The 26,581-nt window shown below is 72.3% G+C and carries 24 protein-coding genes and 2 pseudogenes; 13 read left to right on the top strand and 13 right to left on the bottom strand.

Features of this window, described 5'->3' with window-relative positions; all coding sequences use genetic code 11:
- Positions 1 to 16 precede the first annotated feature (16 nt).
- Positions 17 to 658 carry a Tat pathway signal sequence domain protein gene (locus QF034_RS32225; protein WP_307178209.1) on the bottom strand — a complete coding sequence of 214 codons (642 nt, stop codon included), beginning with the start codon at positions 656 to 658 and terminating at the stop codon, positions 17 to 19.
- Between the two features lie 651 nt (positions 659 to 1,309).
- Between QF034_RS32225 and QF034_RS32220 the strand changes: the two genes are divergently transcribed.
- From QF034_RS32220 to QF034_RS32210, 3 genes are all read left to right on the top strand, one after another.
- Positions 1,310 to 1,981 (top strand): DUF6230 family protein, encoded by a 672-nt coding sequence (locus tag QF034_RS32220; RefSeq protein ID WP_307178208.1) that lies wholly within the window; start codon positions 1,310 to 1,312, stop codon positions 1,979 to 1,981.
- Positions 1,981 to 2,439 carry a DUF6114 domain-containing protein gene (locus QF034_RS32215; protein WP_307178207.1) on the top strand — a complete coding sequence of 153 codons (459 nt, stop codon included), beginning with the start codon at positions 1,981 to 1,983 and terminating at the stop codon, positions 2,437 to 2,439. The genes QF034_RS32220 and QF034_RS32215 overlap by 1 nt, the downstream gene beginning before the upstream one ends.
- Before the next feature lie 128 nt (positions 2,440 to 2,567).
- A complete protein-coding gene (locus QF034_RS32210; RefSeq protein ID WP_307178206.1) occupies positions 2,568 to 3,824 on the top strand; it encodes a cytochrome P450 family protein in 1,257 nt (418 codons plus the stop codon).
- Here QF034_RS32210 and tatA read toward each other — a convergent pair.
- Positions 3,781 to 4,029 carry a Sec-independent protein translocase subunit TatA gene (tatA, locus tag QF034_RS32205; RefSeq protein ID WP_307178205.1) on the bottom strand — a complete coding sequence of 83 codons (249 nt, stop codon included), beginning with the start codon at positions 4,027 to 4,029 and terminating at the stop codon, positions 3,781 to 3,783. The two genes, QF034_RS32210 and tatA, sit on opposite strands and share 44 nt — an antisense overlap.
- A gap of 77 nt (positions 4,030 to 4,106) precedes the next feature.
- Between tatA and QF034_RS32200 the strand changes: the two are divergent.
- Positions 4,107 to 5,655 (top strand): annotated as a pseudogene (locus QF034_RS32200) (LCP family protein).
- On the opposite strand, the gene mgtA reads toward QF034_RS32200, so the two are convergent.
- Both mgtA and QF034_RS32190 read right to left on the bottom strand, forming a co-directional pair.
- Positions 5,646 to 8,159, bottom strand: a complete 2,514-nt coding sequence (gene mgtA / locus QF034_RS32195) for a magnesium-translocating P-type ATPase (RefSeq protein ID WP_307178204.1) — start codon at positions 8,157 to 8,159, stop codon at positions 5,646 to 5,648. The pseudogene QF034_RS32200 and the gene mgtA overlap by 10 nt on opposite strands.
- Positions 8,149 to 8,496: an ArsR/SmtB family transcription factor gene (locus tag QF034_RS32190; RefSeq protein ID WP_306970540.1), complete on the bottom strand. Its 348-nt coding sequence runs from the start codon at positions 8,494 to 8,496 to the stop codon at positions 8,149 to 8,151. Before QF034_RS32190 ends, mgtA begins: the two co-directional genes overlap by 11 nt.
- A 336-nt stretch (positions 8,497 to 8,832) precedes the next feature.
- Here QF034_RS32190 and QF034_RS32185 point away from each other — a divergent pair, with 336 nt between their 5' ends.
- The 5 genes from QF034_RS32185 to QF034_RS32165 all read left to right on the top strand — a co-directional run bounded on the left by QF034_RS32185 (position 8,833) and on the right by QF034_RS32165 (position 13,941).
- Positions 8,833 to 9,843 carry a substrate-binding domain-containing protein gene (locus tag QF034_RS32185; protein WP_307178203.1) on the top strand — a complete coding sequence of 337 codons (1,011 nt, stop codon included), beginning with the start codon at positions 8,833 to 8,835 and terminating at the stop codon, positions 9,841 to 9,843.
- A gap of 200 nt (positions 9,844 to 10,043) precedes the next feature.
- A complete protein-coding gene (locus tag QF034_RS32180) occupies positions 10,044 to 12,563 on the top strand; it encodes a sensor histidine kinase (protein WP_307178202.1) in 2,520 nt (839 codons plus the stop codon).
- 14 nt (positions 12,564 to 12,577) lie between these two features.
- On the top strand, positions 12,578 to 13,009 hold the full coding sequence (locus QF034_RS32175; protein ID WP_020271575.1) for a roadblock/LC7 domain-containing protein: 432 nt from the start codon (positions 12,578 to 12,580) through the stop codon (positions 13,007 to 13,009).
- Between the two features lies 1 nt (position 13,010).
- The gene (locus QF034_RS32170; protein ID WP_307178201.1) at positions 13,011 to 13,370 is read left to right on the top strand and encodes a DUF742 domain-containing protein; all 360 of its coding nucleotides are present in this window, start codon (positions 13,011 to 13,013) and stop codon (positions 13,368 to 13,370) included.
- Positions 13,357 to 13,941, top strand: coding sequence for a GTP-binding protein (locus tag QF034_RS32165; RefSeq protein ID WP_307178200.1), 585 nt, complete (start codon positions 13,357 to 13,359; stop codon positions 13,939 to 13,941). Before QF034_RS32170 ends, QF034_RS32165 begins: the two co-directional genes overlap by 14 nt.
- 28 nt (positions 13,942 to 13,969) lie before the next feature.
- On the opposite strand, the gene QF034_RS32160 is transcribed toward QF034_RS32165, so the two are convergent.
- The 6 genes from QF034_RS32160 to QF034_RS32135 all read right to left on the bottom strand — a co-directional run bounded on the left by QF034_RS32160 (position 13,970) and on the right by QF034_RS32135 (position 19,743).
- Positions 13,970 to 14,929 carry an ABC transporter substrate-binding protein gene (locus tag QF034_RS32160; protein ID WP_307178199.1) on the bottom strand — a complete coding sequence of 320 codons (960 nt, stop codon included), beginning with the start codon at positions 14,927 to 14,929 and terminating at the stop codon, positions 13,970 to 13,972.
- Positions 14,930 to 15,022: 93 nt separating this feature from the next.
- A complete protein-coding gene (locus QF034_RS32155) occupies positions 15,023 to 15,688 on the bottom strand; it encodes an ABC transporter permease (protein WP_307178198.1) in 666 nt (221 codons plus the stop codon).
- The gene (locus tag QF034_RS32150; RefSeq protein WP_307178197.1) at positions 15,685 to 16,383 is read right to left on the bottom strand and encodes an ABC transporter permease; all 699 of its coding nucleotides are present in this window, start codon (positions 16,381 to 16,383) and stop codon (positions 15,685 to 15,687) included. Before QF034_RS32150 ends, QF034_RS32155 begins: the two co-directional genes overlap by 4 nt.
- Positions 16,380 to 17,501: an ABC transporter ATP-binding protein gene (locus QF034_RS32145; protein WP_307178196.1), complete on the bottom strand. Its 1,122-nt coding sequence runs from the start codon at positions 17,499 to 17,501 to the stop codon at positions 16,380 to 16,382. The genes QF034_RS32150 and QF034_RS32145 overlap by 4 nt, the downstream gene beginning before the upstream one ends.
- A 65-nt stretch (positions 17,502 to 17,566) precedes the next feature.
- Positions 17,567 to 19,048, bottom strand: a complete 1,482-nt coding sequence (locus QF034_RS32140; RefSeq protein WP_307178195.1) for a sensor histidine kinase — start codon at positions 19,046 to 19,048, stop codon at positions 17,567 to 17,569.
- Positions 19,045 to 19,743 (bottom strand): response regulator transcription factor, encoded by a 699-nt coding sequence (locus QF034_RS32135; protein ID WP_307178194.1) that lies wholly within the window; start codon positions 19,741 to 19,743, stop codon positions 19,045 to 19,047. The genes QF034_RS32140 and QF034_RS32135 overlap by 4 nt, the downstream gene beginning before the upstream one ends.
- A gap of 151 nt (positions 19,744 to 19,894) precedes the next feature.
- Between QF034_RS32135 and QF034_RS32130 the strand changes: the two genes are divergently transcribed.
- The 4 genes and pseudogenes from QF034_RS32130 to QF034_RS32115 all read left to right on the top strand — a co-directional run.
- Positions 19,895 to 21,235 carry a ferredoxin reductase family protein gene (locus QF034_RS32130; RefSeq protein WP_307178193.1) on the top strand — a complete coding sequence of 447 codons (1,341 nt, stop codon included), beginning with the start codon at positions 19,895 to 19,897 and terminating at the stop codon, positions 21,233 to 21,235.
- 13 nt (positions 21,236 to 21,248) lie between these two features.
- Positions 21,249 to 21,659, top strand: coding sequence for an FMN-binding protein (locus QF034_RS32125; protein ID WP_307178192.1), 411 nt, complete (start codon positions 21,249 to 21,251; stop codon positions 21,657 to 21,659).
- A gap of 4 nt (positions 21,660 to 21,663) precedes the next feature.
- Positions 21,664 to 22,398 carry an FAD:protein FMN transferase gene (locus QF034_RS32120; RefSeq protein WP_307178191.1) on the top strand — a complete coding sequence of 245 codons (735 nt, stop codon included), beginning with the start codon at positions 21,664 to 21,666 and terminating at the stop codon, positions 22,396 to 22,398.
- A gap of 27 nt (positions 22,399 to 22,425) precedes the next feature.
- A pseudogene (locus QF034_RS32115) lies at positions 22,426 to 22,662 on the top strand (lysylphosphatidylglycerol synthase transmembrane domain-containing protein); the annotation flags it as partial.
- Positions 22,663 to 22,711: 49 nt separating this feature from the next.
- Here QF034_RS32115 and QF034_RS32110 read toward each other — a convergent pair.
- Genes QF034_RS32110 through QF034_RS32100 form a run of 3 tightly spaced genes read right to left on the bottom strand, consistent with a single transcriptional unit; the run spans position 22,712 to position 26,570 of the window.
- Entirely contained in the window at positions 22,712 to 24,784 is a 2,073-nt protein-coding gene (locus tag QF034_RS32110; RefSeq protein ID WP_307178190.1) for a beta-galactosidase, read from the bottom strand.
- Positions 24,785 to 24,813: 29 nt separating this feature from the next.
- Positions 24,814 to 25,632, bottom strand: coding sequence for a carbohydrate ABC transporter permease (locus QF034_RS32105; RefSeq protein ID WP_307178189.1), 819 nt, complete (start codon positions 25,630 to 25,632; stop codon positions 24,814 to 24,816).
- Positions 25,632 to 26,570, bottom strand: a complete 939-nt coding sequence (locus QF034_RS32100; RefSeq protein WP_307178188.1) for a carbohydrate ABC transporter permease — start codon at positions 26,568 to 26,570, stop codon at positions 25,632 to 25,634. The genes QF034_RS32105 and QF034_RS32100 overlap by 1 nt, the downstream gene beginning before the upstream one ends.
- Positions 26,571 to 26,581: the final 11 nt, after the last annotated feature.

The raw sequence follows: 26,581 nt of genomic DNA, 5'->3' as shown, positions 1-26,581 counted from the left end.
CGACGCTCAGTGGCCGTCAGTTGACGTTGACGGCGACGCCTCCCTTGGTCACCGGGGCGTACTTGGCGGTGAAGAAGGCGTTGGCGAAGCACAGCGACGAGCCGGACGCCTTCGTGAACTGCTGGTTGGTGAAGGAGATGCTGTTGTCGGCGTTGCTCGCCTTGCCGGTCAGGCTGGGGGCCCGGTAGACGCAGTTGATGGTGCCGAGCAGGGTGCGCAGCTTGACGGTGGACTGGATGACGGAGCCCTCGGCCGGGGTCACGGAGACGGTGCCGTCCGAGGACACGCCGGCGGTGTAGGGCAGGTTGTCGACGGTGATGCCGCTGACGCCGAGCACTCCGACGACGTTGGCGGTGCAGCCGCCGGTGTCGAAGGTGTGGGAGGTCAGGGACTCGGTGGCGGTGCCGGGAGCGGCCGGGTTGTCGGTGACGGTGGCGGCGAACGCCGACGAGGTGCACGAGATGCCGCTGGTGCCGGTCGCGCTGGAGTAGAAGGTGGCGGCGGTGCCGCTCGCCAGGGAGGCGTTGAGGACGTCGCCGACCGCGACGGCAGCGCCGTCGGTGGTGGTCAGGACGGGGGTGTCGGCCGCCGAGGCGGGGGCGGCGAGCCCGAGGGCGGCGACGGCGGCGGTGAGGGTGAGGAGGGTGCGCGTACGCATGGGGGTGTACCTCTTCTCTGAAGCGGGGTGAGGGTGCCGGGGACGCGGTGGGGCGTCCGCCGTTGCCGGCCCGTTACGCCTTCTCCGTACGTGACGGACCGGCAACGGCAGACCGGTGACCGGCCGGAGGCACGCACGGGAACGGGCCGTCGGCCGGGCCGGGCGGGGGGTGGCTGGTGGCACGGCGCACCGGGGAAAGGGCCCGTGCCGGTGCCGTGGAGGGTCGGACTCGGGCAGTGGAAGCCCGTGCGGAGGACGCACCGGGCGGCGAGCTGCCCGTGCGGGACGAGCGGTTCCGGGACACGCGGACGGTGCCGCGCGGCGGATCCGGCGCCACGGATCCGGTGGGACGAGGAGAGTTGTAGACCTGCGTGTCAGTCAACGTCAAGGCTTTGCAAGGGAGTTGTGCGTTCGGTGAGACTTCCCGAAGGGCGGCGACTCACATGCGGCGCACATTCGACACTCTTTGTTCACACTTCCCTTGACCCTTCATGTAACCCCCGGTAACTTCCGAGTCGGCTACTGCGGCGTAACGAGAAAGCCCTTGCAACCGCCGGGAGTTGCGGGGAGACGTGCGTACGCAGTCGGTGTCCGCGCCAGGGCAACGTGCCACCGAAGTCCGATCCGCACCGACACGCACCTGGAGCAGACATGACCTCTTCCGCCGAGCACACCTCCGACAGACCGGAAGGCGCCGCCGCCACGGACGCCGGTGACGATCCCGCGCGCCGCGGCCGGGTCCGGGCCCGCCGGGCCGCCGTGATGGCGGTGCCGGCCGCCGCGGTCGCCGCCGGCCTCGCGATCCTCACGGCCGAGGGGGCGCTCGGCGTGCAGTTCGCCATCTCCGGCATGCCGTTCACGGTCACCGCGACCGAGCTGAACGGCACCGGTTTCGCACAGTTCGGCGGCCTGGACGAGATGGCCGAGGGCAGCCCCAACGCGGGTGACACCGGCGGTCAGGTCCTGGTCGTCACCTCCGTGATCAAGGACGCGACGCTCACCAAGCTGTGCCAGAGCGTGGACCTGGGCGGCACGAACCTGGTCATCAGGGCGGGCGAGGGTGCGGCGAAGGTCCGGGCCAGCGACCTGACCACCGACTCCACGGAGCTCACGGGCGACGCGGCCTTCAAGAACATCGAGATCGGCAACGACGCCAGCACGCTCAACAAGGCCGGGCCGCAGGGCCGTGGGCCGAAGGGCGTGTTCAGCCAGCAGTCCGACACCGTGCACATCGCCAAGCTGCGGCAGACCAACTACGCCACGACGGCCGGTGTGTTCAAGCTGCCCGGTCTGAAACTGGGCTTCAGCGGGTCGGGTTGCTGATGTCCGGCGGTCCGCGCGGGGCGTTCCGGCCCGCCTTCCGCCAGTGGCGGGCGGGCCGTCCCTTCTGGGGCGGGCTGCTGCTCACCCTGGGCGGGGCGGAGGTGCTGCTCACCCTGAAGGCGTCGCTGGACGTCATCCTGCACGTCGGCATGCAGGGCCTGGCCGGCTATCTGCTCCCGGCCGTGATGCTGCTGTGCGGCGTGCTGATCCTCTTCAACCCCTCCCAGCGCCTGTTCTACTCGGTCATCGGCGTGCTGGTCTCCCTGGGGACCTGGCTGACCTCGAACCTGGGCGGCTTCTTCGTGGGCCTGCTCCTGGGCGTGGTCGGCAGCTGCCTCACCTTCGGCTGGCTGCCTGACCAGGAGCCGCGTATCAGCCGGCGCCGGCGCAGGAAGGCGGCCCGGGCCGCGCAGGCGGTGGCCCGGCCCCTGGAGCGGGAGGCCGGCCGGACCGCCTGAAACAGGCCAGTGATTCTCCACTCTCTGGCGCTGCCCGGCCGTGGCCACTTGGCTGGACGTGGCACGTACCCGCCCACGAGGGCGTCCGCGTGCCCCGCGAACCGCCGCCAGCCCAGGGAGAGAGTCCGATGGAGTTCACACACCCGATAGTGATCGACCCGACCGGCCGCGACATCCACGGCGAGGCCGCCCGGATCCGCGAGCGCGGACCCGTCACGCCCGTCGAACTCCCCCACGGTGTCCCGGCCTGGGCGGTCAGCAGCGCCCCGCTGCTGAAGCGGCTGCTCACCGACCCGCGGGTGTCGAAGGACGCGCGCCGGCACTGGCACCGCTGGCTCGACGGCGAGGTCTCACCGGACTGGCCGCTGTACACCTGGGTCGCGGTGCGGAACATGTTCACGGCGTACGGCACCGACCACAAACGGCTGCGCACCCTGGTCTCCAAGGCGTTCACCGCCCGCCGCACCGCCGAGCTGCGGCCCCGGATCGAGGAGATCACCGCGGCGCTGCTCGACCGGGTCGCCAAGGCCGGGGCGGGAGGCGGGGCGGACGGCCACGCGGTCGATCTGCGGGAGGAGTTCTGCTATCCGCTGCCCATCCAGGTCATCGGCGAACTGCTGGGTTTACCCGAGGAGTTGGGACCCGAGCTGCGCGCTGTGGTGGACAGCGTCTTCCACACCTCGGCCGACGCGGCCGAAGTCGCCGACACCTACGCCCGGTTCTACGCCGTCCTCGGCGAGCTCGTCGCCGTGAAACGGGCGGCGCCCGGCGACGACCTGACCAGCGCGCTGATCGCGGCCCACGAGGAGGAGAGCGGCACGCGGCTCAGCGAGCAGGAGCTGCTCGACACGCTGATGCTGATGATCAGCGCCGGCCACGAGACGACGGTCAACCTGCTCGACAACGCCGTCCACGCGCTGCTCACCCACCCCGACCAGCTCGCGCACGTCCGCGGCGGTCGCGCCTCCTGGGACGACGTGATCGAGGAGACTCTGCGGGCCGAGGCACCGGTGGCCAGCCTGCCGCTGCGGTACGCGGTCGAGGACCTGCCCCTCGGTGAGCTGGGCGGCCCGGAGGGCAGTGTGATCCGCAAGGGTGAGGCGATCCTCGCCGCGTACGCCGCCGCCGGACGCGACCCGGAGGAGCACGGCCCGGACGCCGGTACCTTCGACGTCACCCGCGCCGTGAAGGATCACCTGGCCTTCGGATACGGCGTCCACCACTGCCTGGGCGCCCCGCTCGGCCGGCTGGAGGCGCGCGTGGCCCTGCCGGCCCTGTTCGAGCGGTTCCCCGGCCTCGCCCTCGCCGTACCTACGGACGAGCTGCGGCCGGTGGACTCGTTCATCTCCCACGGCCATCGGTCGCTGCCGGTTCTGACGGGCTGACGGGCGGCGCGGCGGGCCCGGCCGGATCTCCGACGGCCGGGTCCGCCGCGCCCTCCTCCTTCAGCGCCCTCGCCTCGCTCTTGAGGATCCGCATCGAGCGGCCGAGCGAACGCGCCGTGTCGGGCAGTTTCTTCGAACCGAACAGGACGATCACGACGATCGCCACGATCAGCAGATGCCAGGGCTCCAGTCCGTTGCGCAGCACGTCATGCCCTCCCTCTCACTAACAGTTGCTACATTGCGCAACTGTACAACCCCCGGGTGAGAGGCAAGCAGACGCCGATGACGGTCACCAGCAACCGGAGGACTCAGCCGCCGCGGCACCGGGCCGCCGCGCGCGAGCACAGGCGGCAGCGCGGTCGCCGGCGCGGCCGTGACCGTAGCCGTGGCCGTGGCATACGGGTCGGGCTCGTCGTCTGCCTGGCCCTGCTCGTGCTCGCCGCGGGCGGAGCCGGCTGGCTGTACCTGAAGCTGGACGGCGACATCAGCACCTTCGACTCGGGCGGCCTCTCCGACAACCGCCCCCGAGGCCGGCTCGTCGCGGGGCGAGAACGTCCTGGTCATCGGCTCCGACACCCGCACCGGCGGCAACGAGGCGCTGGGCGGCGGCGACAAGGACGACGTGGGCCGCTCCGACACCGCGTTCCTGCTGCACGTCTACGCCGACCACCGGCACGCCCTCGCCGTCTCCATCCCCCGCGACACGCTGGTGACCATCCCGCCGTGCAAGCTGCCCGACGGCGGCTGGACGAAGGCCCAGCCGGACACGATGTTCAACGCGGCGTACTCGGTCGGCCGGACGGCCAAGGGCAACCCCGCCTGCACGCAGAACACCGTCGAACAGCTCACCGGCCTGCGCGTGGACCACACGGTCGTCGTCGACTTCAAGGGCTTCGCCCGGCTGACGGACGTGGTGGGCGGCGTCAGGGTGTGCCTGCCGCAGGACGTCTACGAGAACGATCTCGACCCGCACCTCACCGCCCCGGGCAAGCTGCTCTTCCACAAGGGCGAGCAGACCGTCGCGGGCCAGAAGGCGCTGGACTACGTCCGCCTCCGGCACGGCATCGGCGACGGTTCCGACATCGGCCGGATCAAGCGCCAGCAGGCGTTCGTGGCGAGCCTGCTGAAGGAGGTGAAGAGCCAGGGCCTCACCCCGACACGGCTGCTGCCGCTGGCCGAGGCCGCCACGAAGTCGCTGACCGTCGACCCCGGCCTCGGCTCCGCGGACAAGCTGATGTCCTTCGCGTTGTCCCTGAAGGACATCGACCTGCACGACACGAAGTTCGTGACCCTGCCCTGGCGTTACGAGGGTTCACGGGTCGCGATCGTGCAGCCGGACGCCGACGCCCTGTGGGCCGCGCTCCGGGCCGACCGCACGATCGACGGCGAGAACGCCGGCGGGAAGCGGACCGGGACGCCGGGTTCTGAGGCTTCCGCCTCCCCCACGCCGGTCTCCGGTGAGGGCATCGACGTCGCCGTCTACAACGGCACCTCCGTCCCCGGCCTGGCCGCCCGCGCCGCCGCCGCTCTCACCTCGGGCGGCTTCACCGTCACGGGCACCGCGACCGCGTCCGCCCAGGACCACACCACGACACTGGTCGAGTACGGCTCCGGCCTGGAGGACCGCGCGCGGACGGTGGCGATGACCTTCCCCGGCGCGGAGCTCCGGCCCGTGACCGGCAACGGGATCAGTGTCGTACTGGGACAGTCGTACGCGGACAGCCCGGCGACCGCGTCCGCGTCCCCGGCTCCGACCGCTGTGCCGTCGGAGGTCGCCGACGGGGCCCGGTCCGCGGACGACAACCCCTGCTCGAACCTCACCTACGGCTGACGCCGCACCTGCCGGGCCCGGGCCGCCGCCAGGGCCAGGGCGTACAGGCCGAGGACGACGGCCGGCAGCAGGTAGTAGGCGGCGGGCAGGGCCGTCATGCCGAGGGCCGTGCCGAGAGGGCTCGGCGGCAGCAGCAGGCCGACGGCGGCGAGGCCGGCCGCCGCCAGAGCGACCGGGCCGGGGGCACGGCTGCCCTCGTCGCGCCGGCCGGTGCGCAGGAGCAGCATCACCAGCGCCTGGGTGAGCAGGTTCTCGGTGAACCACGCGGAGTGGAACACGGCTTCGTCGTCGACGGCGTCGGGGCCGTCGAGCGCGAACGCGAGCACGGCGAAGGTGGCGAGGTCGGCGATCGCGTTGAGCAGGCCGAAGCCGGTGACGAACCGCAGGAAGGAGCGCGGCCGCAGTACGGCGGGAGCGCGCAGGGCCGCCGCGCCGGGACGGTCGTGGGCGAAGGCGAGCTGGGCCGCGTCGAAGCACAGGTTCTGGGCGAGCACCTGGGCGGGGAGCATCGGCAGGAAGGGCAGGAGCAGGCCCGCGGCGAGCATCGCGACGACGTTGCCGAGGTTGGAGGAGAGCGTGACGCGCAGGTAGGAGGCGATGTTGCCGCTCGCGTGCCGGCCGGCGGTGATCGCGTGGCCGATCGCCGTGAGGTCCTTCTCGGCGAGGACGACGTCGGCGCTCTCCCGTGCCACGCCGACGGCGGAGCGGGGCGCGAGACCGACGTCGGCGGCACGCAGCGCGGCCACGTCGTTCACCCCGTCCCCGAGGAACCCGACGGTGTGCCCGGCGGCGCGCAGAGCGGCGACGATCCGGGCCTTGTCCTCGGGGGTGCAGCGGGCGACGACGGTCGCCTCGCCGACGGCCTCGGGGTCTTCCCGCTGTGCGGCGGTCCGCACCTGCCCCGGGTCCAGGCCGAGTTCCCGGCAGGCCCGGGCGGCGGTGGCCGGATGGTCGCCGGTGAGGACCTTCACGGTGACGCCCCGGTCGGCCAGGCCGCGCAGGGCCTCGGCGGCGGTCGGGGCGAGGGCGTCCCGGAAGGTCACCAGGCCCCGGAAGGCCAAGCCCCGCGGGTCGGGCGGCCCGGGCGCACCGGCGGGGCGGTCGGCCGTGGCGACGGCCAGCACCCGCAGCCCGGCGTCCGCCTCCCGGGCGGCGAGCGCCAGCAGCCGGTCGCGCTCGCCGGGCTGAGTGGTACAGCGCTCCACCACGGCCTCGGCGGCGCCCGTGACGACGACGGTGTGACGCCCGAGGGAGCCGCGCACCACCGCCGTCGACAAGCGCCGTACCGGGTCGAACGGCACGGCGTCCACCCCGTCGTACTCCTCGCCCACCGGCCCGGCCGCCTCCAGCAGGGCCTCGTCGAGGGCGTCGGGCGCGGGCAGTTCGGCGAGCTGGAGGGTCCACCAGGCACCGACGGCTGCCCAGCGCAGCACCTCCGGGTCGTCCCGGCCGGCCGGGTCGAGGGCCCGTGCGACGACCGGCCGGTCCTGGGTGAGAGTGCCGGTCTTGTCGACGCACAGCACGTCGACCGCGCCCAGGTCGTGCAGCGCGGGCAGCCGTTTGACGATGACGCCGTGGGTACGGGCGAGCAGGGCGGCGCCCCGGGCCAGGCAGGTGGTGACGATCACCGGCAGCATCTCCGGCGTCAGCCCGACGGCGACCGCGACGGCGAAGGGCAGGGTCTCCAGGCCGCGTCCGCGCAGGGCGGCGTTCGCCATCAGGACGAGGGGCGGCGTCAGCAGCATGAAGCGGATCAGCACCCAGGAGATGCCGTGCACGGACCGGTCGAAGGCCCCGTCCTCCCGGCGTGCGGCCGGCTGCCGGTGAGCGGCGGCGAACCGCGTGCCGTCGCCGGTCGCGACGACGACGGCGGTACCGCTGCCCGTGGCGACGGTGCTGCCCTGGAAACACAGCGGGGAGTCGTCGTCCGCGCCGGATCCGGCCGGTCCCTCCACCGCCCTCTTGGCCACCGGCGCCGACTCCCCGGTGAGCGCGGCCTGGTGCAGCGCCAGCCCGCGGGCGCGCAGCAGCCGTACGTCTGCCGGGACGAGGTCGCCGGGGCCGAGGCGGAGGACGTCGCCGGGGACGAGTTCCGTGACCGGCACCTCGCGGGGCCGGGGCGGCTCCCGGTCGGTGTCGCGCCGCAGCACCGTGGCCGTGCCGGCGACGAGTTCGCGCAGGGCGGCCAGGGAGCGGTCGGCCCGGTGCTCCCCGCTCGCGCGCAGCACGCAGCTGACCGCGACCAGGGCGAGGATGACCACGGCGGTGCCCCAGGAGGCGACGGCGGCGGACACCAGGCCGAGGCAGAGCAGGACGGCGGTGAAGGGGTCGCGCAGGGCGTGCGCGCACCGGCGGGGCCAGGACGTCGTGCGCCGCTCGGGCAGGGTGTTCTCGCCGTGGGTGAGCAGCCTGGCCGCGGCCTCGGTCTCGGTCAGTCCCCGGGGCCCCGACTCCAGCCGCCGCAGCACCTCAAGGGTGGTGCCGTCGGCGGTCTCAGAGGCCATGGAGGCGGCGGCGCGGCGGCGCGGCGCGGTCGGTGAGCCGGCCCACCAGGAGCCGTACGACGTCGACGACGTCGGGGTCGTCGACGTAGTACACCTGCCGGCGGCCCTCGCGGCGGGAGCCGACGAGTCCGGCCAGCTTCAGCTTGGTGAGGTGCTGGCTGACCGCGGGCAGCGCGCCGCCGACCCGCTCGGCGAGCCCGGTCACGTCGCTCTCGCCCTGGGCCAGCGCCCAGACGATGTGCAGCCGTGCGGGCGAGGCCAGCAGCCCGAAGGCCGCGGCCGCCCGGTCGAGCACGTCGGCGGGCGGGTCCTCGAAGCCACTGCCGGCTGCCGCCACCGTCGCCGTCCCTTCCGTCGCCTCCGTCGCCCTGTGAGCCGCACCAGTCTAGGCGGCCCCGGCAGCCGCTCCGGGAGGCCTTTTCCGTGCGGGACGCCGGGGCCCGAACCGCACGGACGGTATGAAAATCATGGGGATGACCTCCACTGTTCGACCTGTCGGACAGATCATCACGATGCGGCAGCACTAACTCACGGCATGTGGCTGCTCACTTGACGCCCAGTGGTCACACACGGTTGGCTCCGGGCCAGCGAGAGTCATCCGGCCCGTGCTCAAGTGCGGTCCGCCCGGCTCTCATCCTGCTCTTGCTCGGCCGCACAGCGAGGTCCGCCCCTCATGAACACTCCTCCCCCGCCGCACACCTCCGCGAGACTCACCCGTGTCGCGGCCCTGGTGTCCGCCGTGTGTCTGCTGGTGGCCGGCTGCTCCGTCCTCGGCGCGAGCGACGACGGCTCGGACGCGGACCCGGTGGGCGGGCCGGGCGGCGGGATGAAGGTCGCCCTGGTCACGCACGGCGGCAAGGGCGACGCCTTCTGGGACCTGGTGCGCCGGGGCGCCGAGACGGCGGCGGCCAAGGACGGCGTCGACCTGACGTACGCCAGCGACGCCGACGGGGCCACGCAGGCCGCGTTGGTGCGCAACGCGGTGCGCGACAAGGTCGACGGCATCGCGGTGACGCTCGCCAAGCCGGCGGCGATGCGCGGCCCGATCGCCCAGGCCAAGGCGGCCGGCATCCCCGTCGTCGGGCTCAACTCCGGTATCGACGCCTGGCGGCCGGCGGGCCTGCTGGAGTACTTCGGCCAGGACGAGTCCGTCGCCGGCCGGGCCGTCGGCGACAAGCTGGACGAGGTCAAGGCCAAGCACGCCCTGTGTGTCGTGCACGAGCGGGGCAACGTCGCACTGGAGGCCCGCTGCGCCGGAGTGCGGAAGACGTTCGACGGCGAGACCGACAACGTGTACGTGGACGGCACCGACATGAACGCGGTGACCGCCACGATCGCGTCCCGGCTGCGGCAGGACTCCAGCATCGACGAGGTCGTCACCCTGGGCGCCCAGTACGGGCTCAGCGCGGTCGACGCCGTCGAGCAGGCCGGCAGCAGAGCCAAGGTCGCCACCTTCGACCTCAACAAGGACCTGGTCAAGGCGGTCCGGGGCGGCGAGGTGCAGTTCGCCGTGGACCAGCAGCCCTACCTCCAGGGCTACCTCGCCGTGGACGCCCTGTGGCTGTACCGGACCAACGGCAACATCAGCGGCGGCGGGACGGCCCCGGTGCTCACCGGCCCCGCGTTCGTGACGAGGTCCAACGTGTCCGCGGTGGCACGGTTCGCCGCCGCCGGGACCCGGTGACCGGACCCTCCTGTGACGGTGTCGCCAAAGATTCGGTCAGGCCCGGGCCCCGCGGTCACTTGTACGGATAACATCCTGCACATCCCATGTGCCGTAACGGGCACGCGAACACCCCCGCGTCCGTCCCCCGCCCCCCGCCCCCCGCCCCGACCGTTCCGCCTCCCCGTTCCTCGCTCCCCGCTGATCGCCCTAGGACGACGATGTCTCGACGGACAGGTGCCCGGCGCCGTCTCGGTTCCATACGCCTCTCCCTGGTGCTTCTGGCCCTGGTGCCCAGCGTCACCCTCGCCGCCATGTGGGGCGTGACGACCATCCAGATGTTCTCCGAGGGACTCCGGCTGCGTGACCAGACGGAGCTGAGCCGGTCGACCGGCGCCATGGGCACCGACGCGACGCTCGCCCTGCAGCGGGAACGCAGCCTGTCGGCGGCCTGGCTGGCCTCGCCGCACGGCTCCCGGGCCGCCCTCGACAAGCAGCGCGAGGAGACCGACGCGGCGGTCTCGAAGCTGGTCGGGCGGGCGGACGCGATCGAGAAGGCGCCCTCCCGCGTATCGGACCGGCTGTACTCGGTGCTGGGCTCGGTGGGCAGCCTGGAGTACTACCGGGACCAGGTGGACCACCCGACCGACATCACCGCGCAGCAGGCGCTGGACCAGTACTCCTCGATCATCGACGACCAGATCCACGCCTTCCAGGAGCTCTCCCAGGTCGACGACGGCGACCTCACCTCGCAGGCCGGCCCGCTGGTCGCCCTGGAGCACGCGGCGGAGCTGGTCTCCCGGGAGGACGCGCAGCTGACCCTGGCGTGGCCGTCCGGGCACCTCGACGACAAGGCCTGGGTGCAGTTCACGGAGCTGGTGAACACCCGGCGCTGGCTCGTCCAGGACCAGGTCGTGCCCCAGCTGACCGGCAGCGCCAAGGCGCAGACCGAACAGATCCTGGCGAGCCCGGAGTGGCGGACGCTCCAGTCCATCGAGGACCAGGTGCTGGCGGCCCGCAACGCCGGCGCCGACGCGGACCGGATCGCCCTGCCGGACACCCAGAAGCGGTGGAGCGCCGCCATGGACGAACTGTCCGCGCACTACACCAGTCTGATCCAGCGCCAGACGACGGGCCTGCTCGAACGCAGCGCCGACAAGGCGGACGGGCTGCTGATCAAGGCGGGGATCCTGAGCGCCGGCGGGCTGCTCGCGCTGCTGGTGTGCGTCGGCATGTCCTGGCGGATCACCCGCTCGCTGTCCCGGCGGCTGCGCGGCCTGCGCCGGGCCGCCGTCAGCCTCGCGCAGGAACGGCTGCCCGACGTGGTGGCCCGCCTCGAGAGGGGCGAGACGGTCGACCCGGAGTCCGCGACGACCCCGCTGGACTACGGTCACGACGAACTCGGCCAGGTGGCACAGGCGTTCAACACCGCCCAGCGCACGGCGGTGCACACCGCGGTCGAACTCGCCGACACCCGGCGCGGCTTCCAGAAGGTCATCCTGGGCATCGCCCGGCAGAGCCAGAACCTGGTCAACCTCCAGCTCAGCAGGCTCGACACGCTGGAACGCGAGCACACCGACCCGGACATCCTCAAAGGACTGTACGAACTGGACTCCACGGCCAGCCAGTTGCGCCGCTACGAGGAGAACCTCGTCATCGTCAGCGGCGAACGGCCCGGCCGCAGCTGGACCGATCCGGTCGCGCTGGTCGACATCCTGCGCAGTGCGGTCGGCGAGGTCGCCGAGTACCAGCGGGTGGAGGTGCACACCGAGGAGGAGGTGGCCGTCGCGCCGCCCGCGGTGGCCGACGTCATCCATCTGCTGGCCGAGCTCATCGACAACGCGACCGCGTACTCGCCCGCCCCGAGCCCCGTCACGGTGCGGGCCGGGATGGTCGCCAAGGGCCTGGCCGTCGAGGTCGAGGACCGCGGCCTCGGCATGTCGGAGGAGGACTACACGTCCTTCAACGAGCAGCTCGCGGTGCCCCCGCAGTTCGACGTGGTGGCGCTCGCCGACGACCTGCGGCTCGGCATGTTCGTGATCGCCCAGCTGGCCCACCGGCACGGCATCGCCGTCACCCTGCGCGCGTCGCCGTACGGCGGGACGACGGCGATCGTGCTGATCCCGCACGACATCGTGGTGCGGGAGGCCCCGGGGGCCGGTGCGCCGGGGGCCCGGGACGGCGGGAACAAGGCCGGCGTGAACGGCCTGGCCGCCCTCGTCGGCCCGAGAGGGGCGGGCGGCGGCCCGAAGACCGGTGACGGCCCGAAGACCGGTGACGGCTCGGTGAGCGGGCAGAGCTCGGTGGACGCCGAGAAGACCGACAGCGCCACGGCCGGCGTCGAGGAGCCGGAAAGTGCCGTGGGCACCGCCGGGACCGCCCGCGAGCCCCGGCCCCTCGCGTCGGCCCGGGCCACCACCACCGCCGCAGCCGCCCCTGCCGCCGCGCCCGCCGCCCGCGAGGTCATCCCCCGCCGGGACGGTCTCGCCCCGCTCCCCCGCCGGGTGCCGCAGACCAGCCTGGTGGAGGAACTGCGCGAGGAGTCCGCGCCCGCCGAAGACGACGGCTTCCCCGACGACTTCACCGCGGAAGCCGCCGCCTCGTCCCTGGCCGGCTTCCAGCGCGGCACGCTCCGGGCCCGTGACGGCGACACCGAGCCGCCGTACGACGAGGAGGCGGCCGCACCACCCCGGCAGGCCGCCGCCGACCCCGTCCCCTCGACTCCGCCCGCCGACCGCTGACGAAGGACACCGCAATGACACGCCCCATCCCCGCCACGCACACCCAGCTCGACCAGCTGCTGACCGGACTCGTGGAGCGGGTCGCCGACGTGAACCAGGCCGTGGTGCTGTCGGAGGACGGCCTGGTGGTCAGCAAGTCCACCGGATTCCTGCGCGACGACGCCGAGCGGCTCGCGGCGACCGCCTCCGGCCTGATGAGCCTCAGCAAGGGCGTCAGCATGGACTTCCGGGGCGGTCCGGTGCGCCAGGCGCTCATCGAGATGGCCAACAGCTATCTGATCCTCACCTCCGCCGGTCCCGGCGCCCACCTGGTGGTGCTCACCGGGCCGGGCGCGGACGTCGGTGTGGTGGCGTACCAGATGAACATGCTGGTGAAGAAGATCGGCGAGCACCTCAGCGCGGCACCGCGGGGCATGGCCGGGCCCGTCGTCGACCCCGGCGTGTGAGGTGGGCGGAGGCGACTCGGCGGGGCGGCTCGTACGGCCGTTCGCGCTGACCGGTGGCCGGACCCGGCCCAGCCGCGCCGACTTCACGCTCATCGCGACGGTGACCGCGGTCGATCCGCAGCCCGCCGCGGCGGCCCCCGTTCAGCCCGAGTACACCCGGATCCTCCGGTTGTGCGCCGAGCCGCTGGCCGTGGCGGAGCTGGCCGCCCGGCTCGACCTGCCGGTGAGCGTGGTCGTCATCCTGCTCTGCGACCTGCTGGAGGCGGGCCGGATCACCGTCCGTCCGCCGCGCCTCGTTTCCCGTACCGCTCCGGACCTGGACCTGCTGAAGAAAGTGAGGGACGGCCTTGGCCGGCTCTGACGTCGCCACCGACGCGTCCTCGGCACCCGACACGGTAAAGATCCTCATCGCCGGCGGCTTCGGCGTGGGCAAGACCACCATGGTCGGGTCGGTCAGCGAGATCGCCCCGCTGCGCACCGAGGAACCCCTGACCATGGCCGGTCTGGGCATCGACGACCTGGACGGTATCGAGGAGAAGCGGGCCACCACCGTGGCCCTGGACTTCGGCCGCATCACCATCAGCCGGGACCTGGTGCTGTACCTGTTCGGCACGCCGGGGCAGCAGCGGTTCTGGTTCATGTGGAACGACCTGGCCCTCGGCGCGCTCGGTGCCGTGGTCCTGGTCGACGTCCGCAGACCCGAGTCCAGTTTCGCCGCGATCGACTTCTTCGAACGCCGGGGCATCCCGTTCGTCGTCGGGGTCAACGGCTTCCACGGGGAACACCCGTATCCGCCCGAGGACATCCGGGACGCCCTCGCGGTGCCGGAGCACGTGCAGGTGCTGCTGTGCGACGCGCGGGAGAGGGAGTCGTGCCGGGACGTGCTGATCGCTCTGCTCGACCAGCTGATCGCGACGGCGGTGCAGGCCTAGGGGGTGCGGACACCCCCTAGGCGGTGTGTCAGCTCAGGCCCGCCGACTTCAGCCACGCCTTGGCCACGTCCAGCGGGTCCTTCTTCTCCAGCTGCACCTGCGCGTCCAGTTCGAGGAGCGCCTTCGTGTCGAGCTTGGCGGAGACCGCGTCGAGCGCCGCGGCGCCCTCCTTGGACAGCTCGCCCTTGCGGACCAGCGGCTGCACGTTCTGGAAGCCGAAGAGGTTCTCCGGGTCCTTCAGGACGACGAACTTCTCCCGGGCGATGGTCGGGTCGGTGGTGAAGAGGTCCGCGGCCTGCACGGTGTTCTTCTTCAGCGCCGTCTGGGTCAGCGGCCCGCCCGCGTCGAGGGACTTGAAGGACTTGAACTCCAGGCCGTACACCGACTTCAGGCCCGCCAGACCCTGGTGTCGGGTCTGGAACTCCGGCGAGCCGCCGAAGACCAGGTCCTTGGCGATGCCCTTGAGATCGCCTATGGAGGAGTCCGAGGTGAGCTTGTACTTCTTCGCGGTCTGCGCGTTCAGGGTCACGGAGTCCTTGTTCTGCGCGGCCGACGGCTTCAGCAGCTCCAGCTTGGAGTCGAGCTTGCCGTTGATCGCGGTCGTGGTCTCCTCGACCGTCTTCGGCTTGGCCTTGGCGTCGAGGTACGCCAGCAGGGAGCCGTTGTACTCCGGCAGCAGGGTGATGGCGCCGTTCTTCATCAGGCCGTAGGTGGTCTCACGGCTGCCGATGTTGGGCTTGTAACTGACCTTGATGCCCTTGGCCTTGAGGGCCTCGCCGTAGATGTCGGCGAGCAGGATGCTCTCGGCGAAGTTGTTGGAGCCGACCACGACGGTGCCGCTCTCCGCTCCGCCGCCCTTGAGCGGGTCGTCGGAGGTGCCGCCGGAGGAACAGCCTCCGAGAAGAGCCGCCGCCGCGGCGAGCGCGACCGCGGCCGCGCCGGGATGCCTGGTGATGGACCGGGTGCTGCTCTTCGCCGTAGTAATCACCCACTGATCCAAGCCAGCCGGTATTCGGTCAGTCAAGAGCAGCCTGGTTACCAATCGGCGTTGATGTGCGACAAACCGCCGCAATCCGGCCTCTCAACTCCTGCGCACCCCCGGCGACACCGCCGCCCGCGCCACCGCCCAGAACAGCGCGAGCGTGACCAGCGCCAGGACGGCGACCAGCGTCGCGCCGCCCACCACCTTCTCGTAGTTGCGCTGGTAGAGGCCGTCGACGATGTACCGCCCGAGGCCGCCCAGGCTGACGTACGCGGCGATGGTCGCCGTCGACACGATCTGGATCGCCGCCGAGCGCAGGCCGCTCAGGATCAGCGGCAGCGCGACCGGCAGTTCCACCTGGAAGAGGATCCGGGACTCGTGCATGCCCATGCCGCGGGCGGCGTCCACCGGCGAGGGGTCGACGGAGCGCATCGCCTCGTAGGTGGTGACCAGGATCGGCGGGACGGCGAGGACGACCAGCGGGATCATCACGGGCAGCATCCCGAACCCCAGCAGGGTCGTCATCAGCACCAGCAGGCCGAAGCTGGGCAGGGCCCGCCCGGCGGTGGCGACCAGGGACAGGGCGTTCCCGCCGCGCCCGTAGTGGCCGGTGACCAGGCCGACCGGCAGTCCGATGGCGGCGGCGAGGGCGAGGGCCTCCAGGGTGTACTGCACGTGTTCCCCGAGGCGGGCCGGGATGCCGTCGTAGCCGTGCCAGTGGGCGCTGTCGCTGAAGAAGGCGTTGACGAAGTTCAGTACGTTCACCGGGCTGCGTCCTTGAGAGCGGGCGCCTGCTTGCGACCGGCCGTGCCGCTGGGCATCCAGGGCGTCAGCAGCACGCGCACGAGGACCAGCAGGGCGTCGACGAGGATCGCCAGGAGGGCCGTGGTGATCACGGAGTTCCAGGTCAGTTCGGGCCGGTTGTAGATCTGCGCGTCGTGGAGCAGGTTGCCGAGCGCGCCCTGGTTGCCGATCAGCATGCCGACGCTGACGAGGGAGATGCTCGACACGGTCGCCACCCGCAGGCCGGCGATGATCGCCGGGACCGCGATCGGCAACTGCACCTGGAAGTACCGCCGTACGGGCCCGAAGCCCATGGCGGTGGCCGCGGACAGGGTCTCCTGCGGCACCGAGCGCACCCCGTCGACGATCGCCGGGACGAGCACCACCAGGCTGTACACGGCCAGCGGGATCATCACGGTGAGTTCGGTCTGCCCGGTGTAGTTGATGAGGACGACGAAGAACGCCAGCGACGGGACGGCGTACAGCACGGTCGTGACGCCGAGCACGGGCGGGTAGAGCCAGCGGAAGCGGATGCAGAGCTGGGCGATCGGCAGCGCCAGGAGCAGCCCGGCCGCGACCGGCAGCAGGGCCTCTCTCAGGTGCAGTCCGACCAGCCCGATCCAGCTGTGCTGGAGGTCGCTCGGGATGTCGAAGAAGTCGTGGAGGAAGCCGTTCATCCGGCGACCTTCTCGTCGTCGCGCCCCGCCGCGTGGGCGCTGCGGATGGCCTCGCCGATGGTCGCCTGCGAGACGACGCCGGTCACCCGCCCGCCGGTGTCCACGGCGACGGCCCAGCCGGTCGGCGACAGCACCGCGCAGTCGAGGGCGACCCGCAGCGAGTCGGCGCCGGGCACGAACGGCCGCCCGTGGGACAGCAGCCGGTCCGGCCGGATGTCCCCCGCCACCAGGTCTCCGGGCGCGCTCCAGCCGAGCGGCCGGCCGTCCGCGTCGGTCACCAGGAGGTAGGGGGCGTCGGGGGCGGCGATCTGCTCGGCGGTGGCGTCGAGCGGGATCACCGGGTCGCTCGTCAACTCCAGCCGGGCGGACGGGAAGAACGACAGCCGCCGGATGCCGCGGTCGCCGCCGAGGAAGTCCTCGACGAAGGCGTCGGCGGGGCTGGACAGCAGCTCGGCCGGGGGCGCGTACTGGGCGAGGTGGCCGCCGGTGCGCATCACGGCGACCATCGTGCCGAGCTTGATCGCCTCGTCGATGTCATGGGTGACGAAGACGATGGTCTTGCCCAACTCGTCCTGGATGCGCAGCAGTTCGTCCTGGAGCCCCTTGCGCACGACCGGGTCGACCGCCGAGAACGGCTCGTCCATGAGCAGCACGGGCGGGTCTGCGGCCAGCGCCCGGGCCACGCCGACGCGCTGCTGCTGGCCGCCGGACAGCTGGTACGGGTACCGCTTGGCGAGCGCGGCGTCGAGCCCGACCCGCTCCATCAGCTCCGCGGCCCGCGCCCGGGCCTTGTGCTTGCCCCAGCCGAGCATGCGGGGCACGGTCGCGATGTTGTCGACGATCGTGCGGTGCTGGAAGAGGCCGGCGTTCTGGATGACGTACCCCATGGACCGGCGCAGGGTGGTGACGGGCTGCCGCTGGATGTCCTCGCCGTCGAGGAGGATCGTTCCCTCACTCGGTTCGACCATTCTGTTGATCATCCGCAGGGTGGTCGTCTTGCCGCAGCCCGACGGTCCGACGAGGACGGTGATCGAGCGGTCGGGTATCTCCAGTGAGAGCCGGTCGACCGCCACCGTGCCGTCCGGGTACCGCTTGGTGACTGAATCGATCCGTATCAAGACGCCGGGGCCCTTCGGTTGGCGGAAACGTTGGCCATGGTCGTACGGGCTGTTGCCGGTCGAGTCTAGACGGCGGTCGTTTCCGGCCCCCGTGCGGCCGGAACGCCCACCCCGTCCAGCGGCAGCCGCACGGTGAACACCGTCGCCCCCGGTGCGCTGTTCAGCTCGATGCGGCCGCCGTGGGCCCGGACCAGGGACTGGGCGACCGCCAGGCCGAGGCCGCTGCCGCCGCGGTCGCGGCTGCGGGCCTTGTCGACGCGGTAGAAGCGGTCGAAGACGCGCTCCTGGTCCTCGGGCGGGATGCCGGGGCCCGCGTCGGCGATCCGGACCAGGGCGGCGTGGGAGGCGACGGCGACGTCCATGGAAACCGGCGTTCCGGGCGGGGTGTGCACGGCGGCGTTGGCGAGCAGGTTGTCCAGGACCTGCCGGACGCGCTGCGGGTCCAGGCGCACCGTGAGCGCCCCCGGGCCGGTGGTCACCGTCAGCGGGTGGTCCGGCCGGCCGGCCCGGAAGGCGTCGGCGGCCTGCCGGACCAGCTCCGCGAGGTCGGCGTCCTCCAGCCGCAGCGGCGCCTCCACCTCCGCCGCGTCCAGCCGGGCGAGCAGCAGCAGGTCGTCCAGGAGGATGCCCATGCGGGCGGCCTCGGCCCGCAGCCGGGCCAGGTGCCGGTCGCGTTCCTCGGGGGCGTTGGCGGCGGCGTACTGGAAGAGGTCGGCATAGCCGCGTACCGACATCAGCGGGGTGCGCAGTTCGTGCGAGGCGTCCGCGACGAACCGGCGCAGCCGCTGCTCGGCCTCCGCGCGCACGGCGAGGGAGTCGTCGATGTGCTCCAGCATCGTGTTGAAGGCGGTGCGCAGTTCGTCCACCTCCGGCCCGCCGTCCCGGCCGTCGGCGCGCAGCGGCAGCCGGGCCGCCGACTCGGTCAGGTCGTGCGAGGCGATGCCGTGCGCGGTGGACGCCATGTCGCTGAGCGGCTTCAGCCCGCGGCGCAGCATCCGGCGGCCGAAGACGACCAGTGCGAGCAGGGCGAGCGCGAAGGTGACGACCTGGATGGTGATGAGCTGCCCGACCGTGTCCTCGATGTCCTCCATGGGCGCGGCGCTCACCAGGACGACCCCGGGCTCGACCTCGCAGGCGCGCAGCCGGTAGGTGCCCGCGCCCCTGAGGTGCTCGGTGCGCAGGAGCTCGGTGTGCGCGGCGGTCTGCGCCGCGGCCAGGGCGGTGAAGTCGTCGACGTCCTTCGGCAGGTCGGCGGGGTCCTCGGGCCTGCGCAGCCCGGGCGTGCCGTCCGAGACGTCGTACACGGCGTAGAACCAGCTGTAGTACTTCTTGCCCGTCAGCGTGCCGTAGTCCGCGATGCTCTTGGACTGGGCGATCTGAGCCTGCGCCAGCTGGGTGTCGAGCTGGGCGGACAGGTAGTCGCGCATGTACGTGGTGAGGGCCGTGCCGACGACGGCGAACACGACCAGCGCCAGGGCGCCGAGGCCGAGGGCCAGCCGGGTGCCCAGGCGCATCCCGCGGTAGGCCCGCCGCAGCCGGGCGATCACTCGGAGGCCTGTCGCAGGACGTACCCGAATCCCCGCACGGTGTGGATCAGCGGCGCACCGCCGTCGTCCGTCTCGTCGAGCTTGCGGCGCAGCCGGCTGATGACCAGCTCGACGACGTTGGAGCGGCCGCCGAAGCCGTACTCCCACACGTGGTCGAGGATCTGCGCCTTGGTGAGCACGGTGGGCGACTTGCGTATCAGGTAGCGCAGCACCTCGTACTCGGTCGGGGTCAGCGACAGCAGCTTCTCGCCGCGCCGCACCTCGCGGGTGTCCTCGTCCATGGTGAGGTCGCCGACCTGGAGCACGGACCGCTGGAAGGCGGGCCCGGCGCTGCGCCGCAGCACGGTCCGCAGCCGGGCCATCAGCTCCTCCACGGCGAACGGCTTGACCAGGTAGTCGTCGCCGCCCCGGGTCAGGCCCGCGACCCGGTCGGCGACGCCGTCGCGCGCGGTGAGGAACACCACGGGCACCATCGTGCCGGAGGCCCGCAGCCGGTCCAGGACGCCGAAGCCGTCGACGCCGGGCAGCATCAGGTCGAGCACCACGATGTCCGGGTGGAACTCGGCGGCCCGCTTGAGCGCGTCCTCGCCGGAGTACGCCGTGACCGCCTCCCAGCCCTCGTAGCGGGCGACGGTCGCGACGAGGTCGGCGATGGGCGGGTCGTCGTCGACGACGAGGAGTCGTACTTTGTCCACCCGCTCATAGTGCTGCACGTCTCCGGTGCCGCCCTAGCCGCCCGGGCCTTCGCCGCCGGATCGATAAGCACTTGAAAGTTGAGCGACAGTATTCCGACAGCTCCCCCGCGACAAGCTCGTACCCCAGGATCCGATCAAGGAGCTGCCGATCGTGACGACCCTCCAAGAACGCCCCGCCGCGCCCCGCCCGGGTGTACGCCCCGGAGTGGTGGGCCGCACCGGCCTGTACGCGGTGCTGCTGGCCAACGCGGTCGTGGTGACCGTCTTCTTCGTCCAGGCCGGTTTCGCCTCGAACACGCTGATCGTGCTGGGGCGGCTGGCGGGGCTGTACGGGGCGCTGCTCATGGCGTTCCAGCTGCTGCTGGTGGCGCGGCTGCCGTGGTTCGACCGGCGGATCGGCATGGACCGGCTGACGTCCTGGCACCGCTGGACGGGCTTCTCGGTGCTGTGGCTGCTGCTGGCGCACGCCGTGTTCATCGTCTTCGGCTACGCGCGGTCGTCCTCCCTGGACCCGGTGAACCAGCTGGTGGATCTCGCGAAGACCGTCGAGGGCGTGCTGCGCGCGATCACCGCCCTGGCGATCATCATCGTGGTCGGGGTGGTCTCGGCCCGCTCCGCGCGGCGCCGGCTGGCGTACGAGACCTGGCACTTCATCCACCTGTACACCTATGTCGCGGTGGTGCTGGCGTTCACGCACCAGGTCGCGGTGGGCACGACGTTCACCTCGTCGGCGGTGGCGAAGACATACTGGTACGCCGTGTGGGGCGTGGCCCTCGCCGCGGTGTTCACGGGCCGGCTGGTGCTGCCGCTGTGGCGCAACCTCCGCCACCGGTTGCGGGTCACGGCCGTCGTCCCCGAGAACGACGACGTGGTCTCGGTCTACGTCACGGGCCGCGACCTGGACCGCCTGCCCGCCCGGGCCGGACAGTTCTTCCTGTGGCGGTTCCTGACGAGGGACCGCTGGTGGCAGGCCAACCCGTTCTCGCTGTCCGCCGCGCCGGACGGCCGTACCCTGCGCCTGACCGTCAAGCGGGCGGGCGACGGCAGCGCGGCCCTGCGGCACCTCAAGGTCGGCACGCGGGTGTTCGCCGAGGGCCCCTACGGCGCCTTCACCACCCTGCACCGCACCCGCCCGGACGCCCTGCTCATCGCCGGTGGCGTCGGGGTCACCCCGATCCGGGCCCTGCTGGAGGAACTGCACGGCCACGCGGTCGTGATCTACCGGGTGGCCACGGACCAGGACGCCGTCCTCTACGACGAACTGCGCGAACTCGCACTCGCCAAGGGGGCCGAGCTGCACCTGGTCACCGGGCCGCCCGTGCCCGACCGGCTGGCGCCGGAGGAGCTGGCGCGTCTGGTGCCGGACATCGCCGGCCGGGACGTGTACCTGTGCGGCCCGCCGCCGATGATGAGCGCGGTGCTCGGCAGCCTGCGCGAGCTGGGCGTGCCCCGGACGCAGACCCACTTCGAGCGCTTCAGCCTGGCCGGATGACGAGGAGAGATTCGTGAAGCGAGCCATACCCGTCCTCGTCCTGAGCGTCGCGGGCCTGATCCCGGTCTGGCGGTACGCGCCGTCGCACGACACCGGGTCGTCGTCCGCCACGCAGGCCGCCGCGCCCGCGTCGACGCCCTCGGTCTCCTCGTCGGGCGGCACCACGACCACGGTCGTGTCGGGCTCGACGCTCGACACCGAGAAGGGTCCGGTGCAGGTCGAGGTCACCTTCTCCGGCGACAGGATCGCCTCGGTGCGGATGCTGCAGCAGCCGGACCATCCGCAGACCAGGGCCGCCGTGCCGAAGCTGATCGAGGAGACGCTCCGGGCGCAGAGCGCCGACATCGACACGGTGTCCGGTGCCACGATCACCAGCGACGGCTACAAGGAGTCGCTCCAGGCCGCGATCGACGCGAGGGGCTGACGGCATGCGGCGCGTCGAGCAGGTCATGGGGTTCCCGGTGTCGGTACGGATCGACGACGAGGGCTTCCCCGAGGCACCGGTGGACGGCTTCTTCGCCTGGCTGCGCGAGGTCGACGCGCGGTTCAGCCCGTTCCGCCCGGACAGCGAGGTGTCCCGGCTGGACCGGGGCGAGGTCCCGGACCCCGGCCCGGCGCTGCGCGAGGTCCTGGCCCTGTGCGAGGAGTACCGCATCGCGACCGGCGGCGCCTTCGACGTCCGGCTGCCCGGCCGCGGCCTCGACCCCTGCGCCGTGGTGAAGGGCTGGTCGGTGCAGAAGGGAGCGGAGCTGCTGTCGGCGGCCGGGGCGCGGCGCTTCTGCCTCAACGCGGGCGGCGACGTGATCGCCTCCGGCGGCCCCTGGCGCGTCGGCGTCCGCCACCCCGAACACGCCGACCGGCTCTGCACGGTCCTGGACCTCACGGACCGGGCCGTCGCGACCTCCGCCCGCTACGAACGCGGCGACCACATCTTCGACGCCCGCACGGGCCGCCCGGCGACCGGCCTGCTCAGCATGACCGTCGTGGCTCCCACCCTGACCGAGGCGGACACGGTCGCGACAGCGGCGTTCGCCCTGGGCGCCCAGGGCGTCGAGTGGGCGGCGGCCCGCGAGAACTGCGAGGTGTTCGCGGTGGACGCGGCGAGGCGCGTACGGCGGAGCCCGGGGTTTCCGGTGGCCGGGGCGCAGGGCGTCGCGGCGTAGGCGACACCCTCTACGGGCGCTGCTCCCCCCGTCCTCGGCTTCCTGCGCACCACGCTCACCGACGCCCGCGAGCTGCCCGCCCGGCCCAGCCGTGTGCTTGCCCTGTAGGGCGGAGCGGCCGCCACCCCGCTGCTCCAGGGCAGTGTGATCGCCACGGTCGGTTTCCCGCTCGGGCTGCCGCCGTCCTGGACGCAGGTGATCCACGCGCTGCTGGAGGCCGGCACCGCGGCCGGGGCCGTGCCCGCACCGGGCGGTATCGGACCCGCGGGGCAAAGCGCTCTGACGGCACGGTCCTTCGACGGCACCCGGGCGGTCAGCCGTCCGTCACGACCGGCTCCTCCACCAGCACCTTCACGTCCCACGGCCCGAGCGGTACCGCCTCGCCGTACACGGTCTCCGACAGCACGTCCCGCAGGGCTGTGGGCACCGGCACGGACACCTCCTGCCACGACCAGTTGTGCAGGAAGCGCACGCGGCGGCCGTCCCGGGTGGTCGCCGAGGTGGCCGTGACGCTCGGGTGGGCGGGGCGCCAGGTGCTCTCCGGGCCGTACCGGTCGAACAGGGCCCGGGCGAAGACGGGGTCGGGGACGGTGCCGACGTAGGTGACGCGCCCGGCGCCGTGGCGGTGCGTGGTGGCCGCCGGCCAGCGTCCGAAGTGCGGATGCACGTACGCCGCCAGCGTCTCGGCGCCCTGCGGCAGCAGCCCGTCCGCCCAGTGCAGGGCGTGCGCGTCGGCGGGGAGGGGGAGAAAGTCCGTGCCGGTGACGGGCAACGGGTCGCCCAGGTTGCTGAACTCGTCGTACGTCACCCCGGCCGCCTCGGCCAGCCCGCCCGGCTGGAGGTCGGTGCGGGCCCTGGCCTCGGTGTCGCCGTAGCCGGTGCGGGGCCCGAGCACGAGATGGCCACCGGCCTCGGCATAGGTGCGGAGCCGGTCCAGGACGCTGTCGTCGGCCGCGTAGTAGGCGGGGACGACCAGGAGCGGCGGCAGATCGGCGTCCGGGAGCTGCCCGGGGTGCAGGACGCGCGCCTGGAGGCCCGCGTCGAAGGCACCGCGGTAGAAGGCGTCGAAGATCCTCTCGTAGGACCGCCCGTCCGGGCCTTGGGCGGCGTCGGCGAGCGGCGGCTGGCCCTGGAGCGCCCATTTGCTGGGTCCGTCGTAGAGGAAGGCCACGTCGGCGTCCGGGGTGAGGGCCGCGACCAGATCACCGGCCCTCTCCAACTCGCCACCCAGAGCGGCCAGTTCGCGGTAGACCCGGCCGGGCCGCCCGTTGTGCGGGAGGATGCCGCCCCAGTAGGTCTCGGTACCGAAGTGCAGGGTGTGCCAGTGCCAGTACTCGATCATCGAGGCGCCGCGGGAGATCAGCGCCCAGGCCGCCTGCCGCCACTGGCCGTCGTAGGCGGGGCGGTTGTCCCACGGCCCGCTGATGGCCTGCGCGTTGGTCTCGGTGACCAGGAACGGCTCCTGGCGGGAGGAGTACATGCGGTCGGCGCTGCGGTACAGCGCCCAGGTGCCGTTGGTCGTCCAGTTCTGCCCGGCGGCGCCGGTGTCGGGCAGGGCGAGGGCGTCCTGCATCGTGTAGTACGGGTTGCCCGCGGTGACGTCGAGGCGCTCGGTGAGCCGGTCGTCCTCGACGCCCTGGCGGTCGTAGGAGATGCAGGTCGTGACGAACTGGCCGGGCCGGGCGTACTCGCGGACGATGTCGGCCTGCCAGGCGATGAACTCGGTGGTGAGGCGGGCCTGGAAGCGCCGCCACGCCAGGTCGTACTGCGGCTGGGCGTTGCCGTCCGGGGTCCACAGGTCGGCCCAGGTGGACAGCCGGTGCGACCAGTAGACCAGGCCCCATTCGCGGTTGAGGGTCTCAACGTCGCCGTATTTCCCGCGCAGTTCGTCGGTGAAGCGCTGGAAGACGCCGCGGTTGTGGAAGAGGTGCAGGCCCGGTTCGTTGTCGACCTGGAAGCCGATGACCGCCGGGTGGGCGGCGTACCGGCCGACGACCTTGCGGATGATCCGCTCGGCGTGGAAGCGGAACGCCGGGTGGGTGAAGTCGACCTCCTGCCGGGCGCCCCAGCCGATGCGCTCGCCGGTGCGGTGCTCCCCCGCGATCTCCGGGTACTGCCGGGCCAGCCAGGGCGGAACGGCGTACGTGGGCGTCCCGAGGATGACCGAGATGCCCCGCTCGTGGGCGCCGTCCAGCACCGGCTGGAGCCAGTCGAGGTCGAAGCGGCCGTTCTCGGGCTCCCAGGTGGACCAGACGGACTCGCCTACCCGGATCACCGAGAAGCGCGCCTCGGCCATCAGGTCGAGGTCGTCCTTGAGGCGCTCGTACGGCTGGTACTCGTGGTAGTAGGCGGCACCGAACAGGACACGCCGGGGCGGCTCGAACATGGTTCTCCTTCAAGTGATGTGACGGCGGTTCAGCCCTTGACCGCGCCCGTGGACAGGCCTTCGAGGAGCTGTTTGCGCAGCAGCACGAAGAGGGCGACGGCGGGCAGGACGGCGAGGACGGCTCCGGCGAGCACGAGGTCGTACTGCCGTTGCTCCGACACGAACAGGGTCTGCAGGCCGAGCGGCAGGGTGTACTGGGAGCTGTCGGATACCAGCACCAGCGGCCACAGGAAACTGTTGTAGCTCTGGAGGAACTGCCAGACGGCCAGGGCGCCCAGCGCGGGCCGCAGCAGCGGCAGCACGATGGTCCGGAAGATGCCGAACTCGCTCGCCCCGTCGATCCGGGCGGCCTCCAGCACCGAGTCCGGGATGGACTGCACGATGTACTGCTGCATCATGAAGATCCCGAACGCGGGCGCCACCCAGGGCACGATCAGCGCGAACCACGGGCTGCCGAGCCCGGTCTTGACGACGATCACGAACAGCGGCACGAGGATCACCGCGAACGGGATCGACAGCGAGCTGAACATCACGTTGAACAGCAGCCGCTTCCCGGCGAAGCGGAACTTGGCGAAGCCGTAGCCGGCCAGCGCGCACACGAAGACGGACACGGTGGTGGCGACGACGGCGACGACCGTACTCATCAGGAACCAGCGGCCGAAGGGCTGGTCGGTGAGCAGGGTGCGGTAGTTGTCGAGGGTGAACGGGTCGGGGACGAGCTTCGGCGGGTAGCCGAAGATGTCGCCGCGCGGTTTGAACGAGCCGCTCAGCGCCCACAGCAGCGGGGCGAGGAAGCCCAGGAGCAGCAGGACCAGTGCGCCGTAGAGAGGTATGCGGGTGCGGGTCATCAGGCGGCCCTCCCAATGCCGAGGAGACGGTTGAAGAGCCGGCTGAGGCCGAAGACGAGGACGAAGAGGACGACGGCCGCGGCGGCGGCGTAGCCGAACTGCTGGCGCTGGAAGGCCGCCCGGTAGATGAACATGGTCACGGAGAGGGTGGACTCGGCCGGTCCGCCGCCGGTCAGCAGGTACGGCTCCTCGAAGATCTGGGCGGCGCAGATGAAGGACGTGACGACGACGAACGCCGTCACCGGCTTCAGCGCCGGCAGGGTGACGGTGGCGAAGGTGCGCAGCCGCCCGGCGCCGTCGAGGGCGGCGGCCTCGTACAGCTCCCGGGGCACGTTCTGGAGTCCGGCGAGGAAGAAGACGGTGAGGTAGCCGGTCCAGCGCCACAGCATCACCAGGGCGATGCTCAACCTGGCCATGTCCGGATCGCCGAGCCAGTCGACGCCGCCGGTGCCGAACAGGGCGCGCAGCACCGCGTTCGCGAGCCCGAACTGCCGGTCGAAGATCAGGCCGAAGACGAGGGCGACGAGGATGGGCGAGACCACGATCGGCACGAAGTAGGCGGTACGCCACAGGTCCCGCACGCGCAGGCCCCGCGTGTTGAGGGCCTGCGCGATCAGCAGCGCCAGCGGCACGACGACGCACACGGCGACCAGCACGAACACGGCGGTGTTGCCGAGGGCCCGGTGGAAGCTGATGTCGGTGGCGAGCAGCCGGTAGTTGCGCAGCCCCACCCAGTGCGGGCTGCCGAGCCCCACCCACTCGGTGAGGCTCAGCCACAGCGAGGCGCCGACCGGGACCAGCATGAACAGGACGTAGAGGAGGTAGAAGGGCGAGATGAAGAGGTAGGGCGCCCAGGTCCGGCGGGGGCGCGGTGCGGCCCGGTCCGGGCCGGTGTGCTCGCGGGTCGTCCCGGGCGGGCCGGCGACGGTGGTGGTCATGTCGGTCGCGC

This window comes from Streptomyces africanus (genome assembly GCF_030816955.1).
GTDB classification, from domain to species: domain Bacteria; phylum Actinomycetota; class Actinomycetes; order Streptomycetales; family Streptomycetaceae; genus Streptomyces; species Streptomyces africanus.
The sequence above is the reverse complement of the archived record's forward strand: the minus strand, read 5'-3'. Positions and strand labels throughout refer to the sequence as shown.